This is a genomic window from Vibrio sp. Vb1127 (assembly GCF_033338735.1).
In the GTDB taxonomy this organism is placed as follows: Bacteria; Pseudomonadota; Gammaproteobacteria; order Enterobacterales; family Vibrionaceae; genus Vibrio; species Vibrio alginolyticus.
Genome location: NZ_JAWOTF010000009.1, coordinates 142,481 through 158,996, shown reverse-complemented (window position 1 = coordinate 158,996; position 16,516 = coordinate 142,481). Strand labels below are relative to the sequence as shown.

Annotated in this window: 12 protein-coding genes; 8 read left to right on the top strand and 4 right to left on the bottom strand. The window is 46.3% G+C overall.

Features of this window, described 5'->3' with window-relative positions; all coding sequences use genetic code 11:
* Nucleotides 1-96 precede the first annotated feature (96 nt).
* Nucleotides 97-2,940 (top strand): bifunctional [glutamate--ammonia ligase]-adenylyl-L-tyrosine phosphorylase/[glutamate--ammonia-ligase] adenylyltransferase, encoded by a 2,844-nt coding sequence (gene glnE, locus R7H07_RS14355; RefSeq protein ID WP_064353615.1) that lies wholly within the window; start codon nt 97-99, stop codon nt 2,938-2,940.
* A 67-nt stretch (nt 2,941-3,007) separates the two neighbouring features.
* Nucleotides 3,008-4,438 carry a bifunctional D-glycero-beta-D-manno-heptose-7-phosphate kinase/D-glycero-beta-D-manno-heptose 1-phosphate adenylyltransferase HldE gene (hldE, locus tag R7H07_RS14350; RefSeq protein WP_017633601.1) on the top strand — a complete coding sequence of 477 codons (1,431 nt, stop codon included), beginning with the start codon at nt 3,008-3,010 and terminating at the stop codon, nt 4,436-4,438.
* Nucleotides 4,439-4,616: 178 nt separating this feature from the next.
* Here the strand turns inward: hldE and tolC are convergent, their stop codons facing one another.
* A complete protein-coding gene (gene tolC / locus R7H07_RS14345; protein WP_005379884.1) occupies nt 4,617-5,945 on the bottom strand; it encodes an outer membrane channel protein TolC in 1,329 nt (442 codons plus the stop codon).
* A gap of 229 nt (nt 5,946-6,174) precedes the next feature.
* On the opposite strand from tolC, the gene nudF reads away from it, so the two are divergent.
* The 6 genes from nudF to parC all read left to right on the top strand — a co-directional run bounded on the left by nudF (nt 6,175) and on the right by parC (nt 13,187).
* The gene (gene nudF / locus R7H07_RS14340) at nt 6,175-6,825 is read left to right on the top strand and encodes an ADP-ribose diphosphatase (protein ID WP_025768397.1); all 651 of its coding nucleotides are present in this window, start codon (nt 6,175-6,177) and stop codon (nt 6,823-6,825) included.
* Entirely contained in the window at nt 6,825-7,268 is a 444-nt protein-coding gene (locus tag R7H07_RS14335; protein WP_017633603.1) for a DUF1249 family protein, read from the top strand. Before nudF ends, R7H07_RS14335 begins: the two co-directional genes overlap by 1 nt.
* Nucleotides 7,269-7,329: 61 nt before the next feature.
* Entirely contained in the window at nt 7,330-8,136 is an 807-nt protein-coding gene (gene cpdA / locus R7H07_RS14330; protein WP_005387419.1) for a 3',5'-cyclic-AMP phosphodiesterase, read from the top strand.
* 47 nt (nt 8,137-8,183) lie between these two features.
* Nucleotides 8,184-8,768 carry an esterase YqiA gene (gene yqiA / locus R7H07_RS14325; RefSeq protein ID WP_005379875.1) on the top strand — a complete coding sequence of 195 codons (585 nt, stop codon included), beginning with the start codon at nt 8,184-8,186 and terminating at the stop codon, nt 8,766-8,768.
* Nucleotides 8,769-9,017: 249 nt separating this feature from the next.
* Nucleotides 9,018-10,898: a DNA topoisomerase IV subunit B gene (parE, locus tag R7H07_RS14320; RefSeq protein ID WP_005387417.1), complete on the top strand. Its 1,881-nt coding sequence runs from the start codon at nt 9,018-9,020 to the stop codon at nt 10,896-10,898.
* A gap of 3 nt (nt 10,899-10,901) precedes the next feature.
* The gene (gene parC, locus R7H07_RS14315) at nt 10,902-13,187 is read left to right on the top strand and encodes a DNA topoisomerase IV subunit A (RefSeq protein WP_206959305.1); all 2,286 of its coding nucleotides are present in this window, start codon (nt 10,902-10,904) and stop codon (nt 13,185-13,187) included.
* Between the two features lie 37 nt (nt 13,188-13,224).
* On the opposite strand, the gene degS is transcribed toward parC, so the two are convergent.
* The 3 genes from degS to zapG all read right to left on the bottom strand — a co-directional run bounded on the left by degS (nt 13,225) and on the right by zapG (nt 16,491).
* Nucleotides 13,225-14,289: an outer membrane-stress sensor serine endopeptidase DegS gene (gene degS, locus R7H07_RS14310; protein ID WP_017633606.1), complete on the bottom strand. Its 1,065-nt coding sequence runs from the start codon at nt 14,287-14,289 to the stop codon at nt 13,225-13,227.
* A gap of 190 nt (nt 14,290-14,479) precedes the next feature.
* Nucleotides 14,480-15,847, bottom strand: a complete 1,368-nt coding sequence (locus tag R7H07_RS14305; RefSeq protein WP_025768400.1) for a Do family serine endopeptidase — start codon at nt 15,845-15,847, stop codon at nt 14,480-14,482.
* Between the two features lie 200 nt (nt 15,848-16,047).
* Nucleotides 16,048-16,491 (bottom strand): Z-ring associated protein ZapG, encoded by a 444-nt coding sequence (zapG, locus tag R7H07_RS14300; protein WP_005379861.1) that lies wholly within the window; start codon nt 16,489-16,491, stop codon nt 16,048-16,050.
* Nucleotides 16,492-16,516 lie beyond the last annotated feature (25 nt).

Sequence of the window (16,516 nt, the reverse complement as noted above, 5' to 3'; positions counted from 1 at the left end):
TTGATAAAACGCCCACAAACCTTTTGTGGGCGTTTTTATTTGCTTTCAGTCTGGTATAAAGAATGAGTTACCGTGCTTTTCAAACAAGGAAGAAAAATGCAGCTGCCTTCGCCACTGATTTCTATCGCTGAATCTGCCGTACAAAACGCCCAAGACGCAGGTTATTTTCCCCTTTGGCCCGATGAGGTTGCGCAGCAATTTCGTTATGTGGCGGGCTTAAGCCAGTTTATAACTGAAGCCATTCATCGCGATGAAGTCCTAGCCCGTGAGTTGCCAAGTATGTTAGCGCAGCCAAGTCGTCAGGAGTCTTACCGCTCACGCCTTGCTGAACTGTTGGAACAATGTCCTGATGAGATGTCTGGTCATCGCGTATTGCGTCAGTTTCGCAATCGAGAAATGGTGTACATTGCGTGGAAGGATTTCACGCATGCATGGTCTCTAGAGACGTCTTTAAGCCACTTATCTGAGTTGGCAGAAGCGATGATTTTTGAAACCTATCAATGGCAATATCAAGTGTGTTGTCAGGAGTGGGGCACGCCAACAAGTGAGGACGGTGAAGTGCAGCCGATGTTAATTATCGGCATGGGGAAACTGGGTGGTGGCGAGCTAAACTTTTCTTCCGATATTGATCTAATTTTCACGTATCCAGAGAATGGCGAAACCCAAGGCGCACGCCGCAGCATTGCCAATGCCCAGTTCTTTACTCGTCTTGGTCAACGCATCATCAAAGCGCTCGACCAACAAACCTTCGATGGTTTTTGCTACCGCGTCGACATGCGACTTCGCCCATTTGGAGAAAGTGGCCCCTTGGTAATGAGCTATGCCGCACTTGAAGATTATTACCAAGAGCAGGGGCGAGATTGGGAACGTTACGCGATGATCAAAGCTCGGGTGATGGGATGTGAGATGTACCCGCAGTATCAAGAGCTACGCCAAATGCTGCGCCCTTTTGTTTTTCGTCGTTATATTGATTTCAGTGCGATTCAATCTTTGCGTCGAATGAAGTCGATGATCAGTAGCGAGGTTCGCCGCCGAGGGTTGAATAACAACATTAAGCTAGGTGCGGGTGGCATTCGAGAAATTGAATTTATCGCTCAAGTTTTTCAATTGATTCGAGGTGGTCGAGAACCTTCTTTACGTAATCGAGGGCTGTTGGAAACACTGCAAGGCATTGAAGAACTGGCATTGCTTACTCCACAAGAAGTCAGCGATCTAGAAGCCGCATACAAGTACTTGCGTCAATTAGAAAACTTGTTGCAAGCAATGGCGGATAAGCAAACCCAGACGCTGCCTGATTGCGAAACCGAACGCTTAAAGCTCGCCACCGCGATGAAAATGAGCTGTTGGGATCAATTGATTGAGCAAACCCAGCAGCATATGGCAAATGTTCACCAAGTTTTTGAATCACTAATTGGTGATGATGAAGAAGACGAGGGGACTACCGTTGCTCGTCATTTTCATGAGCTATGGGATATGGCCGACAAACAAGATGTTCTTGAGCATATCTTGCAGCAGGATATTCAGATTGAAGACTTTGCTTCATGCGCGAAAACCATCATCAACTTTAAAACCGATCTGGCCAAAAAAACGTTAGGCCCACGTGGACGCGAAGTGCTCAATCGTTTGATGCCGAAAGTGTTTGATGCGGTCTTTGCCCATCCTGATGCACAGTTTGGTTTATCTCGTGTACTTCACTTGCTACACAACATCTGCACTCGCACGACTTACTTGGAATTATTGGATGAGCATCCAGCGGCTCTGGTGCAGCTCGTACGTTTGTGTACCGCAAGCCCAATGATTTCAGAGCAGCTGTCTCGTTATCCTATCTTGCTTGATGAGTTGATCGACCCTGCGCAGCTGTACAATCCCATTCCATTAGACAGTTACCGTACAGAGCTACGTGATTATTTGGCGCGTATTCCTGAAGATGATATGGAACAGCAAATGGAAGCGTTGCGTCAGTTTAAGCAAATTTGTATTTTGCGTATTGCAGCGGCAGATATTGCTGGCGCATTGCCAGTGATGAAAGTGAGTGACCATTTAACTTATTTAGCGGAAGCTATCGTTGATGCGGTGATCAGTCAGGCTTGGTTGCAAGTGTCTGAAAAGTACGGCGAGCCAACGCATGTGAAAGATCGTGAAGGTAAAGGCTTTGCTGTAATTGGCTATGGTAAAGTCGGAGGGTGGGAGCTCGGCTATAACTCCGACTTGGATATTGTCTTCATGCATGACTGCCCAGTCAATGTCTACACTGACGGCAAAAAAGAGATTGATGGTCGTCAGTTCTACCTTCGTTTAGCACAGCGTATCATTCATATTTTCTCCACTCGCACCGCTTCCGGTATTTTATACGAGGTCGATACCCGATTGCGTCCGTCCGGTGCATCGGGTTTGTTGGTTAGTCCAACGGACGCGTTCGACGACTATCAACATCAAGACGCGTGGACATGGGAGCATCAAGCACTTGTCCGCGCGCGCATGATTTATGGTGATGAACCACTGGCAATTGCATTTCACAATACGCGGCATGATGTGCTGTGCAAAGCACGCGATCAAGCTGAACTGAAAAAAGACGTTGTCGAAATGAGAGAAAAAATGCGCGGTCATCTTGGGGGGAAAAAGCCAGGCCGCTTTATGCTCAAGCAAGATGTAGGTGGGATTACCGATATCGAATTTCTCGCTCAGTACCTAGTGCTCAACTATAGTCACGATAAGCCGAAATTGACGCGTTGGTGTGATAATGTGCGCATCTTTGAAACGCTCATTGCGCAAGATGTTATGGACGAAGACCAAGCAATGCAGTTGATACGTGCTTACACGACAATGCGCAACGAAATACACCGCCGAAATCTACTCAATTTAGACGCTGATGTGGTGGAAGATAAGTTTGTTGCCGAAAGGGAGTGGGTAAAACAGGCTTGGAATCAGTGGTTCAGTTAAGACCATATATTTAGCCTCGATAAGGGCTGTGATAAACTCACTTCGATTTAATTTTTGGAGACCAACAATGAAACCAATTCTACCTGATTACAACAGCGCTGGTGTGCTCATCATCGGTGATGTCATGCTAGATCGTTACTGGTATGGCCCAACCGGGCGCATTTCTCCTGAAGCGCCGGTTCCTGTTGTAAAAGTAGAAAACAATGAAGAGCGTCCTGGTGGTGCTGCGAACGTTGCGATGAACATCGCATCATTAGGTGGCCATGCTCACATTGTTGGTCTAACTGGGGAAGATGAGCCTGCAAAAGTGCTGACGGAGACGCTGAGCTCGCTCAATGTGAAGTGCGATTTCGTTGCGCTGCCTGATTACCCAACGATTACGAAGCTTCGTGTAATGAGCCGTGGACAACAACTGATCCGCCTCGACTTCGAAGACAAATTTGAAAACACAGATTCTGCACCTGTGCTATCGCGTATGGATGCCGCACTGCCAAACGTTAAAGCCGTGATTATGTCTGACTACGCAAAAGGTTCGTTAGAGCATGTTCAGGCATACATTCAAAAAGCGCGCGCAGCAAATATTCCGGTTTTCATTGACCCGAAAGGTGCGGATTTTGAACGCTACCGTGGCGCAACACTTCTTACGCCAAACATGAAAGAGTTCGAAGACGTTGTAGGTAAAGTGAAATCTGACCAAGAGCTAGTAGAGAAAGCGCTGGCTTTGGTTGAAGAGTTTGAATTTGAAGCGCTTTTAGTGACACGCAGCGAAAACGGAATGACCTTGATTCGTCGTGGTCAGGAACCGTTCCACCTTCCAACTCAAGCGAAAGAAGTGTACGACGTGACAGGTGCGGGCGACACGGTTATCTCTGTATTGGCAGCGTCTGTTGCCGCAGGCAAATCATTTGAAGAAGCGTGTGCACTAGCAAACGCAGCGGCAGGTGTTGTAGTTGGTAAACTAGGCACGTCAACGCTTTCTGAGATTGAATTAGCAGAAGCGGTACATGGCAGCCAAGACACGGATTACGGTGTGATTTCAGAAAAAGCACTGATCGAAGCGGTGAAAAAAGCACGAGCTCGTGGCGAGAAAGTCGTTATGACAAATGGCTGCTTTGATATTCTACACGCTGGCCATGTGTCTTACTTAAACCATGCTGCTGAACTGGGCGATCGCCTAATCGTTGCGGTAAATACCGATGAGTCAGTAAAACGCCTTAAAGGCCCTGGTCGTCCGGTAAACCCAACCGATCGCCGCATGGCGGTGTTGGCAGGTTTGGGCGCTGTGGATTGGGTTGTACCATTTAGTGAAGATACGCCGCAGCGTTTGATCTCAGAAGTTCTACCAAGCTTGCTAGTAAAAGGCGGTGACTACAAACCAGAAGAGATTGCTGGTGGTAAAGAAGTCATTGCGGCGGGTGGTGAAGTTCGTGTATTGAACTTTGAAGATGGCTGCTCGACCAGTGAAATCATTAATGCAATCAAAGGCGGTAAGGGCTAAGGCTGCTGTTTGTTAGCATTGAAATGCTATTTGCTCATAAAGGTCGCTAAGTGCGGCCTTTTTGATACTTGTAGTTCAGAGGCACTTTTAAGCTCTGAACTACAAGTAATAAAAAACGCCAGCTGATAACTCAACTGGCGTTTTTTATTTATTAAGACCTGAAGTATTCAGTTCGCGGTTATTTTGCCGCTTTCAAACCTGCATCAACGTCCAAGATGTCTTGTTCGCTTAGCGTACCAACTGCTTGGCGTAGCTGAAGAACACTTAAAATGTAGTCGTAACGAGCGTTCGATAGGTTTTTGTTCGCATCGTATAGACGACGAGTCGCGTCCAGTACATCAACGATAGTACGAGTACCTACATCAAAGCCAGCTTCTGTTGCTTCTAGTGCAGAGCGTGCAGAAATAACCGCTTGCTCATACGCACGTAATGCGCCGATAGAGGCGTTAATGTTGTTGTTTTGTGCGCGAACATCTTTGACTACGCTACGGTACTGTGCTTCAAGATCTTCGCTTGCTGCCACGTACGCGTATTCAGCTTGTTTGGTTTGAGAGGTTACGTTACCACCTGTGTATAGCGGTACAGCAAGGTTCACACCAATATTGAAGTTGTCTGTCGTGTTGTCACGAGAGCTATGAGAAGTATCACCGTAGTTGTAACCACCGTCTAGAGAGAGCGTTGGTAGGTGGCCAGAGCTTGCTAGTGAAATATTGTCACGCGCAATGTCTTGAAGAATACGTGAAGATAGCAAGGTCAGGTTTTTGGTTTTTGCTTCATCAATGAGCGATTCAGCAGGTACGGTCGATGGGCTAGCAGTGAAGCGGCCAGTGTCCAAAATGTTGAGATCTTTGTGCTCTTGGCCTGTAATTTCACGCAGTGACTCGTAGCTATTAGTGAGCGCGTTTTCTGCCAACACTTCGTCCGCTAGCACTTGGTCGTACTGAGCTTGTGCGTCATGCACGTCAGTGATTGCAGACAAACCTACTTCAAAACGCTGTTTAGTTTGCTCAAGTTGACGGCCAACCGCGGCTTTTTCTGCACGTACGAAAACAAGATTATCTTGTGCGCGTAGAACTTCAAAATACGCTTGTGACACGCGAAGAATCAGTGCCTGTTGCGTCGCTGCGTAAGTTGCGTCTGCTTGGCGAGCACTTTTCTCAGCAGTATCTAGAGAGATCCAAGATGCGCGGTTGTAAAGTGCTTGTGAAAAGCTAACGCCAGCGGTTAGTGCGTTGCCATCGTTTGATACGTCGCTAATTAGATTTGAATCGTATTCAGTATCACCACGAGTTAAATTGTAACCCGCAGTAAGGTTAATTTGTGGTAATAGAGCACTACGGCTTGAGGTGATTGCTTCGAAAGCTTGGTCACGTTGTGCTGCTACACTGAGCAATTGTGGATCATTTTGTTTTGCCAAGTCGTAGATTTCAGCCAAAGAGTCTGCGAACGCAGACGTACTCATGCTACCTAGCGCTGCACTGATAAATAGTGGAAGCAATTTTTTCATTTTCTATTCCCGCGGTCCATAGATTGGTTAATTCTCAGTAGTTTAACTCAATTTGCACGATATTTACTCTAAAGTTTGCACTTTTTTACACGTAATTATCCACTTGTGCAATAAATTTTTAGCAAAGACTTAAATTAATTTGTAACTATTATACAAAAAGTTGAGCCAAGTCCTTTGAGCAAGCGAATAACAATGAGTAAACTACAGGATTCACTCAGAGAGGTGTTGAATGCAACAGCGTGACAAACAACAACAAGATTTTACTTCGCGAGATGTAAAAGTCATCTCGAAAGAAACCTTATTTGAAGGTTTTTTCAAAATGGTGAAATACCGCTTTCAGCATAGGCTATTTGCTGGTGGTTGGAGTGGAGTTGTCGAACGAGAAATGTTCGAGCGTGGTCACGCAGCAGCGATGCTTCCTTATGATCCAAAGACGGACCAGGTCGTAATCATTGAACAGATTCGTATTGGCGCGTTGGAACATGAACACCCTTGGCAGCTAGAAATTGTCGCCGGTATGATTGACCGCGATGAATCAGCTGAAGCCGTAATTCGTCGAGAGGCTGTCGAAGAAGCGGGGATTCAGGTGGGGCGCGTTATACCTGTCACTTCTTATTATCCTTCGGCTGGTGGTTGCTCGGAAAAGCTAGACGTCTTTGTTGGTGAAGTGGATGCGTCTAAAGCGCACGGCATTCATGGTTTAGACTATGAGAATGAAGATATCCGAGTTCATGTCATGAGTCGTGAAACGGCGTATCAATGGGTGAAGGACGGGAAATTTGAAAATGGTGCGTCGATTATTGCGTTGCAATGGCTGCAATTACACCATCAAGAGTTAAAGTCAGAATGGGGACAATCCCAAACGGTGGAGAGTGAGTAATGGCACAATTGGCTGAAAAACAACAATATCATGTTGATTTAGCTGGTCTTATGAGAACGTATGAGACCAACTACGCTAAGTTGAACGCCTTATTGCCTGCTTCTGCCGAAGTTGGGGATGTACGTTGCTACCAAGCGGCGAACATGGTTTACCAATTGACCGTGAATGAAATCACAAAATACACCACAGTTGTTGAGATATGTCAGAGTGATGAAACGCCAGTGTTTCCTTTACCGACGATGTCTGTCAGGCTTTATCATGATGCGAGAGTAGCCGAAGTATGCTCAAGCGGAGAGTTCTCTCGCATAAAAGCTAAGTATGATTATCCCAATGACCAACTGATGCAGAAAGATGAAAAGCATCAATTAAACACATTCCTCGGTGAATGGCTGACGTTTTGTTTACGAAGTGGTATCAGTAGAACACCACTTGCCTTCAATTGATCGTCACGTCACTAAAGGAAAATAACAAATAACGATATAGTGGACGAATCAGGTTTTCATTTTGCAATCATCTAGTGACAGCATCAAACTTTTACAAATTACGGATACTCATCTGTTTGCTGCCGATGAGGGAAGTTTGCTAAGCGTAAAAACAGTCGATAGCTTTAATGCTGTTGTTGCTGATGTTTTACGCCGCAACGTGGCGTTTGATTACATCTTGGCGACGGGCGATATTTCCCAAGACCATAGTGCAGAATCTTATCAGCGCTTTGCCAACGGCATTGAACCGCTAGAGAAAGACTGCTTTTGGCTACCTGGTAATCATGATTACAAGCCTAATATGGGCAGTGTTTTGCCTTCGCCACAAATCAAAGCCGCAGAGCATGTGTTGCTTGGCGAGCATTGGCAGTTAATTCTTTTAGACTCGCAAGTTGTTGGCGTTCCTCATGGGCGCTTGAGTGATCAGCAATTAACGCTACTCGAAGAAAAGCTAGCCGAACACCCAGAAAGACACACACTTGTTTTGTTGCATCATCACCCGTTACTGGTGGGAAGCGCGTGGCTTGATCAACATACTTTAAAAGATGCCGAAGCGTTTTGGCAGGTTGTCGAGCGTTTTGATAACGTGAAAGGCATTCTCTGTGGTCATGTTCATCAAGATATGAATGTGCTTCACAAGGGCATTCGAGTGATGGCAACACCCTCAACTTGTGTTCAGTTTAAGCCTAACTCGGATGATTTTGCCCTTGATACCACTTCGCCTGGTTGGCGGGAGCTGCAACTACACGCTTGTGGCGATATTACGACCCAAGTAGGTCGGCTTCCTGATGGCCAGTTCCAACCAGACTTCTCTTCTAACGGCTACTAACGCGCCCGAGCTCTCTGTTCGGGCTCGCTTTTTTGTGCGAGATATCTATGAGTAAACCTTCACTTCTTCTCTATATCCATGGCTTTAATAGCTCTCCACTCTCCATGAAAGCGAATGTGATGAGAGCCTACTGCGAGCAACATAGGTCTGATATCAAGGTGATTGTTCCCCAGTTACCTTGTTATCCTCAGCAAGCGGCGAAAATGTTGTTGGATATTATCGAGCAATATAAAGACGACTATAAAATTGGTCTAGTGGGCAGTTCATTAGGCGGTTTTATGTCAACGTGGCTAAATGACAAGTTTGGGTTTAAAGCGGTAGTGGTCAACCCCGCAGTCAAGCCTTATGAGTTGCTAGTAGATTATTTGGGTAAGCAAACTAACCCATATACGCATGAAACCTATACACTTGAAGCTTGTCATATTGACGAGTTAAAAGCTCTTGATGTACAAAGCATCGCGTCGCCACATTCTTTTTGGTTATTGCAACAAACAGAAGATGAGGTTTTAGACTATCGACAAGCGGTAGATAAGTTTGCAGACGCTAAGCAAACAGTAGAACAAGGCGGTGATCACAGTTTTGTAGGCTTTGAGCGTTATCCTGCACAGATTATCGAATTTCTAGAACTGTAATTCGAAAGCGATTGGAAAAGGCTCATAGTTTTTATTGATATATCCAACCGTTTCTTGACATGGGCGGTATGCTTTCCGACTATGTTTTGCCAAAAGATCTTAAGGGTCGAGGACCCTGGCTACTTTGTTATGCATCATGTTTACAAACTCTTAGTGATGTGAACAGGGTGGCTTTTTCGTTTCCTGAGTATGGGTACGCCCATTGGTGATACTCAGGCAACAAGTAAACTTTGAGAATAATTCCGTATTATGACTGAACAATATAATGCTGGTGCCATTGAAGTACTGAATGGCTTAGAGCCAGTACGTCGCCGACCAGGGATGTATACGGATACAGCGCGCCCAAACCATTTGGGCCAAGAAGTTATCGACAACAGTGTCGATGAAGCGCTAGCCGGACATGCCTCAAAAGTACAAGTCATCCTACATGCTGACCAATCACTCGAAGTGATCGATGATGGTCGAGGCATGCCTGTTGATATCCACCCAGAAGAGAAAGTATCAGGCGTAGAGCTAATTCTATGTAAGCTACATGCGGGTGGTAAGTTCTCTAACAAAAACTACCAATTCTCTGGTGGTTTGCACGGGGTAGGTATATCTGTAGTAAACGCGTTGTCAAAACGCGTTGAAGTAACAGTTCGTCGTGATGGTCAAGTGTATGAAATTGCATTTGAACACGGCGAGAAAGTGTCTGATCTGACCGTAACTGGCACATGTGGTCGTCGCAATCGCGGTACCAGCGTACATTTCTGGCCTGATGCGAAGTACTTCGATTCGGCTAACTTCTCTGTGACGCGCTTAGTCAACAACCTGCGCGCAAAAGCGGTTTTGTGTCCGGGCTTAGAAATCACATTAACCGACAAAGTTAATGGCAAAGACTATAAGTGGTACTACGAAGACGGTCTTAAAGACTATCTTGCGGAAGGTGTAAAAGGCTATCCAGTTATTCCTGAAGAACCATTTACTGGTGAGTTCTTGGCGGATACTGAAGCGGCAAACTGGGCGGTAATTTGGCAGCCAGAAGGCGGTGAAATGATCACCGAAAGCTACGTTAACCTAATCCCAACCGCTCAAGGTGGTACGCACGTTAATGGTTTACGCCAAGGCTTGTTGGAAGCGATGCGCGAATTCTGTGAGTTCCGTAATCTATTACCTCGTGGTGTGAAGCTAACGGGTGATGACGTTTTCGACCGCTGTTCTTACGTGCTGTCGGTTAAAATTCAAGATCCACAATTTGCAGGCCAGACCAAGGAACGTCTCTCTTCTCGTCAAACCGCGGCATTTGTCTCTGGCGTTGTAAAAGATGCGTTCAGTCTTTGGTTGAACGAAAAGCCTCAGCTCGCAGAGCAATTGGCAGAAGTCTGTATCGCTAACGCGCATCGTCGTATGCGAGCGGCGAAAAAAGTCGTACGTAAGAAAGTGGCTTCTGGCCCGGCACTGCCAGGTAAGTTGACCGACTGTTCTGCACAGGACTTAAGTCGCACGGAAATCTTCTTTGTGGAGGGTGACTCTGCGGGTGGCTCGGCAAAACAGGCACGTGACCGTGAATTCCAAGCTGTGATGCCACTGCGTGGTAAGATCTTGAACACGTGGGAAGTCTCTGCCGATCAAGTTCTTGCGTCTCAAGAAGTACACGATATCTCAGTTGCTTTGGGTATTGACCCAGATAGCGACAACCTCGAGAGTCTTCGTTACGGTAAGATCTGTATCCTTGCCGATGCGGACTCGGATGGTCTTCACATCGCAACGCTGCTTTGTGCTCTATTTACTCGTCACTTCCGCGCACTAGTGGAAGCGGGTCATATCTATGTGGCGATGCCGCCTCTGTATCGAATCGACTGCGGGAAAGAAGTGTTCTACGCCCTCGATGATGATGAAAAAGATGGCATTTTAGAGCGCTTGTCGAAGAAGAAAGCCAAAATCAACGTGCAACGATTCAAAGGTCTGGGTGAGATGAACCCACTTCAGTTGCGTGAAACCACCATGGATCCGAACACGCGTCGCTTAGTGCAGTTAACCATTGACGACTCTACGGCGACCATGGAAATGATGGACATGCTGCTAGGTAAAAAGCGTGCAGATGACCGTCGTTCTTGGCTACAAAACAACGGCGACTTGGCAGAGGTGTAACGGATGTCTACAGAAATTACCTACGATGGCGTCGAACAATTGCCAATGCGCAAGTTCACTGAAGACGCTTATCTGAACTACTCGATGTACGTAATCATGGACCGCGCCTTGCCATACATTGGTGATGGCTTAAAGCCGGTTCAACGACGCATCATTTATGCGATGTCAGAGCTTGGTCTCTCTGCATCAGCAAAATACAAAAAATCTGCACGTACCGTTGGTGACGTGCTAGGTAAATACCATCCGCACGGTGATTTAGCGTGTTACGAAGCGATGGTATTGATGGCTCAGCCATTCTCTTACCGCTATCCATTAGTGGATGGTCAAGGTAACTGGGGTGCGCCAGATGATCCGAAATCATTTGCGGCAATGCGTTATACCGAAGCAAAACTGTCTAAGTTTGCTGAAGTATTGCTTGGCGAACTTGGTCAGGGCACGGTTGAATGGCAACCTAACTTTGATGGCACAATGAAAGAGCCACAAATGTTGCCAGCACGTCTGCCTCATATCCTGCTTAACGGTGTAACCGGCATTGCCGTTGGTATGGCAACAGACATCCCACCGCACAACGTTCGTGAAATCGCAGATGCGACTATTCATTTGATCGACAACCCGAAAGCAGAACTGCCGGACGTGATGCAGTATGTCAAAGGTCCAGATTACCCAACAGAAGCAGAAATTATCTCGCCGCAAGCGGATATCGAGAAGATTTACCGCAACGGTCGTGGCAGCATCAAAATGCGCGCGGTTTGGCATAAAGAAGGTTCTGATATTGTTATCACTTCTTTGCCTCACCAAGTATCGGGTGCCAAACTGCTTGAGCAAATCGCTAACCAGATGCGTGCGAAGAAGCTGCCAATGGTTGACGATCTTCGTGACGAATCGGATCACGAGAACCCAACGCGTATCGTTGTGGTGCCTAAGTCAAACCGTGTCGATTGTGACTTGTTGATGAACCACTTGTTCGCATCAACGGATCTTGAGCGCAGTTACCGCGTTAACTTGAACATGATTGGTTTGGATAACCGTCCTCAAGTTAAAGGTCTGGTGCAAATTCTATCTGAGTGGATCGAGTTCCGTCGTACGACTGTGCGTCGTCGTCTACAACACCGCCTAGACAAAGTAATGGCTCGTCTACACATCTTGGAAGGTTTGTTGGTTGCTTACCTCAACCTAGATGAAGTGATTGAGATCATCCGTACTGAAGACGATCCAAAAGCTGTGCTGATGGAACGCTTTGGTATTACCGATATCCAAGCGGATGCAATTTTAGATACCAAACTTCGTCATCTAGCAAAACTAGAAGAGATGAAGATCCGTGGTGAGCAAGACGAGCTAGAGAAAGAGCGTGAGAAGCTAGAACAGCTACTCGGTTCTGAGCGTCGTCTGAACACACTACTGAAAAAAGAAATCAAAGCAGACGCAGAGAAATACGGTGATGACCGTCGCTCTCCAATGGTTGAGCGTGCAGAAGCAAAAGCGCTGACTGAACGTGACCTCGTACCAAGTGAGCCAATCACGGTTGTGCTTTCTGAGAAAGGTTGGATTCGTCACGCGAAAGGCCATGACGTGGATGCCGAAGGCTTAAACTATAAGTCGGGTGATAAGTATTTAGCGCATGCTCGAGGTAAGAGTAATCAGCCTGCGGTATTCCTAGGTAGTGACGGTCGAAGTTACTCTCTGGAATCGCACTCACTGCCTTCTGCTCGTAGTCAAGGTGAGCCGATTACCGGTCGCTTGAATATTACGGCTGGTAGCAGTATTCGCCAAGTCATCATGAGTGAAGAAGATCAGCTGTGGCTGGTGGGTTCAGATGCAGGTTACGGCTTTGTATGTAAAGGCGCGGACTTGCTGTCTAAAAACCGCAGTGGTAAAGCGCTCGTCACTTTACCTGCCAACTCTGAGATCATGACGCCAAAAGAGATTGAAGATTTAGACTCTGATGAAATCTTAGCAATCACTAACCAAGGTCGCATGCTGCTGTTCCCAATCAAAGACTTGCCACAACTGGCGAAAGGTAAAGGGAATAAGATCATCAACATTCCTGCTGCTAAAGCAAAAGAGCGAGAAGAAGTACTATCTCACTTAATGTCTTTACCAAAAGGTGCATCGTTAACGCTGTACGCGGGTAAGCGAAAGTTGGGTCTTAAACCGTCTGACCTTGATAACTTCCGTGGCGAACGTGGTCGCCGAGGTGGGTTATTACCGAGAGGTTTGCAGCGAGTCACTCGCATTGAAGTTGAGCTGGATGATTCCGATACGACGGAAACACCGAGCGATAGCGAGTAACGCACAAATAAAAATCCCAGCCAATGGCTGGGATTTTTTATGCTTCTTGCTTGTCTTCAGCAATGGTGACTTTCAAGGTCATCTCTTTTCCTTTGCGAATGATACCGACGTCCACGGTGGTGCCAGGACGTAAATCGGTGACGATATCCATAACGCTCTGACGCCCCTGAACCTTATTGCCATCAATACTGATAATGATATCTTGTTTTTGAAAGCCAGCCGCATTGGCTGGGCCATTTGGATCAATACCAAGTACGACAATACCACCTATGTGTTCATTTCCAAGTAGGCGAGCAGTGACCGCATTAATGTCTTGGCCGTCGATTCCAATATAACCACGAATCACGCGGCCATCAGCGATGATTTTCTGCATGATCTTACTGGCTAGCGGCGCAGGGATCGCAAAAGAAATACCGTAAGTTTCTAAGTCTGTCGCTTGCTGAAAAGAGGCGGTGTTAATGCCGACGAGCTCGCCTTGTGTGTTCACTAGGGCTCCACCAGAGTTACCTTCATTGATGGCGGCATCGGTTTGAATGAATGCTTGACGACCATCGCTAATAGATGAACGACCTGTGGCAGAAATAATGCCGAACGTTGTGGTTTGTCCAAGGTTGTATGGGTTACCGATGGCTAGTACTACATCGCCCACTTGTGGTTTGTAATTAGAGTTCAGAGGGATTACGGGCAAATTCGAACCTTCGACACGCAGCACGGCTATATCAGTACGTTTATCTGTCCCTACGAGCTGAGCCGCTGCGGCTCTGCCGTCTTGTAATGCCACAACAATTTGATCAGCTTGAGCAACCACATGATAGTTAGTAATGATGTAGCCTTTCTCACTAACAATGACACCTGACCCCAGACCTTGAGTCGAGAGTTTACTGCGATCATTCTCAACATACTTACGGCTGTAGATGTTTACCACTGCAGGCGCTGCTCTTCGGACCGCTTGATTAAACGTCAACTCGACTGATGCGATATTAACAGGTTGAGGATCAAGCGCGGCAGGAATTACGTTGTTGCGCAAAGATGGAACCGCCAGTAATACCACTGCGGCAGTAGCCAAGCCTAAAAAGACAGAACGTAATAAAAAGCTGAGCATATCCTCTCCATGCGTGAGCGCCAAAATGGCATCGAAGATGAAGAATAGCATTACATTGAAAAATAACAAAAGGGCAGCACGTCATCGCGCTGCCCTTTTCATTAGTTATTGAGCGATAAGGAAAAGTGATCGAGCCTTATCACTCAGTACTATGCATCGAAAACCTTATTTCCTATCACTTTGAAAGTGGTTAACGAATGACAAGATAAATAGTACGTTCACCACGTTGAATATTAAGAGCCAGTACACCTTTGTGTTTCTCTACGATTGTACGAAGCTCGGCAAGGTTTTTCACTCGTTGACGGTTCACACCGATAATAATGTCACCTTGTTGTAATTGATATTGAGCCGCTGGAGAGTTATCTGCAACGCTCGATACTTTAACACCTTGGATTACATCACTTGGTGTTGTATTGCTTAACTCCGCACCTTTGAGTCCCTCATGTAATGTCTCCGCTTTAGCTTTCATATTCGTAGATTCGCCAAGCGTTACATCAAAGGTTTTATTCTTACCATCTCGAACCACACCTAATGTGATTTCTTTACCTGCTCCCAGTGTTGCCACTTTTGCGCGGAGCTCTGAGAAAGTATTAATCGCTTTGCCGTTCACCGATACAATTACGTCACCGGCTTTTAACCCTGCTTTATCGGCTGCGCTGTCCGGTACGACTTGACCAATAAAGGCCCCTTTACTTGACTCGTAACCCAATGCATCAGCTAGCTCAGAGGTTACTTCGCCACCTTGCACACCCAACATGCCGCGTTTGACTTCACCAAACTCTAGAATTTGATCAGTGAGGTTTTTCATCATGTTTGATGGAATCGCAAAGCCAATACCCACATTACCGCCGTTAGGGCCTAAAATCGCAGTATTAATACCGATCAGCTCACCATTAAGGTTGACCAATGCACCACCAGAGTTACCGCTGTTAATTGCGGCATCGGTTTGGATGAAGTTTTCGAAGTTTTCAACGTTTAAGCCACTACGACCAAGGGCTGAAACAATACCCGAAGTCACAGTTTGACCGAGTCCAAATGGGTTACCAATCGCAACCGTAAAGTCACCGACACGCAGTTTGTCGGAATCCGCGACTTTAATCTGCGTTAAGTTTTTCGCTTTCTCTAATTTAAGTAACGCAACATCGGCCATTTCATCACCGCCAACGAGCGTAGCGTCATACTCGCGCCCGTCAAAGAGGCGAACTCGAATCTCATCTGCGCCCTTGATCACATGGTAGTTAGTGACAATATGGCCTTTCTTCGCATCAATAATGACACCAGACCCTAAACCTCTGAACGGGCGCTCTCGCCTTTGTTCCATAGGAAAATCTGGGCCAAAGAAAAATTGAAATTGCTCGGGAATGCGGCTGGTTTGTACTTGTTTACCTTCTACAGCAATACTCACAACAGCTGGGGTCACCTTCTCAAGCATTGGTGCCAAGCTAGGTAACTGTTGGCCATCCACATTCAAAGGTAATGCGGCAGTGGCTTGAACTGGGGCAATAATCGAACCCAAACTCAGAGATAGAACGGTGAGCGCAAGCAGTGGTTTTTTCATCCAATAACTCCTCTTGAAACATGTCTGCCAAAAAGAAATATCCGAACGGTTAGTTCACTTTGTTAATAACTAATATAGGGTCTAGTTCGGACAATCAAAAGGGGAGGCAGTGCACACCCAAGTTAGAGCGAAGGTGAGGGGAAAAAGTTCAAAAAAGGGCCGATACAAATGTATCGGCCCTAGATAGAAGTAAGAGAGGATTATGATGCTTTTGCGGTTACCGCTTCGGGAGCATTAATGATTTCTTTCTCTTGATCCTTCAAAAGACCGGTGGCGCCATTAGCGTAGTCTTTTGGTTGTTCGTTAAACTCTGGTTGATCTTCTGCAATGGTTTCAGACGACATTGCCGTTTTCTTATCAAACGGGTTGTCTTGTTCTGGTAAGTTTGGCAAAAGCTCAGAAGAGGTCTTGGCCATATGTTGGTATAGCTTGGTGTAATCTTTACCTAGGGTGTCCAACATTTCTGCGGTTTGTGCAAAGTGATCGACGAGCTCTTGACGTTGTTGCTCTAATTCAAACTTGGCCGCTTCAAGTTCTTTCTGCACAGACTTTTGTTTTTTGTATTCAGGGGTGGTTAGTCTACTAATGACTACGCCTACGATTGTACCGACCAGCAAACCCACAATGGCATAAATCCAAGGCATAACTGCTCCTTATAGTTGTTTTAAC

Excerpts from the sequence above, each read along its gene's own strand:
- hldE (WP_017633601.1), top strand. The coding sequence starts at position 3,008 with ATGAAACCAATTCTACCTGATTACAACAGCGCTGGTGTGCTCATCATC.
- nudF (WP_025768397.1), top strand. The coding sequence starts at position 6,175 with ATGCAACAGCGTGACAAACAACAACAAGATTTTACTTCGCGAGATGTA.
- glnE (WP_064353615.1), top strand. The coding sequence starts at position 97 with ATGCAGCTGCCTTCGCCACTGATTTCTATCGCTGAATCTGCCGTACAA.
- parE (WP_005387417.1), top strand. The coding sequence starts at position 9,018 with ATGACTGAACAATATAATGCTGGTGCCATTGAAGTACTGAATGGCTTA.
- degS (WP_017633606.1), bottom strand. The coding sequence starts at position 14,289 with ATGCTCAGCTTTTTATTACGTTCTGTCTTTTTAGGCTTGGCTACTGCC.
- R7H07_RS14305 (WP_025768400.1), bottom strand. The coding sequence starts at position 15,847 with ATGAAAAAACCACTGCTTGCGCTCACCGTTCTATCTCTGAGTTTGGGT.
- yqiA (WP_005379875.1), top strand. The coding sequence starts at position 8,184 with ATGAGTAAACCTTCACTTCTTCTCTATATCCATGGCTTTAATAGCTCT.
- parC (WP_206959305.1), top strand. The coding sequence starts at position 10,902 with ATGTCTACAGAAATTACCTACGATGGCGTCGAACAATTGCCAATGCGC.
- zapG (WP_005379861.1), bottom strand. The coding sequence starts at position 16,491 with ATGCCTTGGATTTATGCCATTGTGGGTTTGCTGGTCGGTACAATCGTA.
- R7H07_RS14335 (WP_017633603.1), top strand. The coding sequence starts at position 6,825 with ATGGCACAATTGGCTGAAAAACAACAATATCATGTTGATTTAGCTGGT.
- tolC (WP_005379884.1), bottom strand. The coding sequence starts at position 5,945 with ATGAAAAAATTGCTTCCACTATTTATCAGTGCAGCGCTAGGTAGCATG.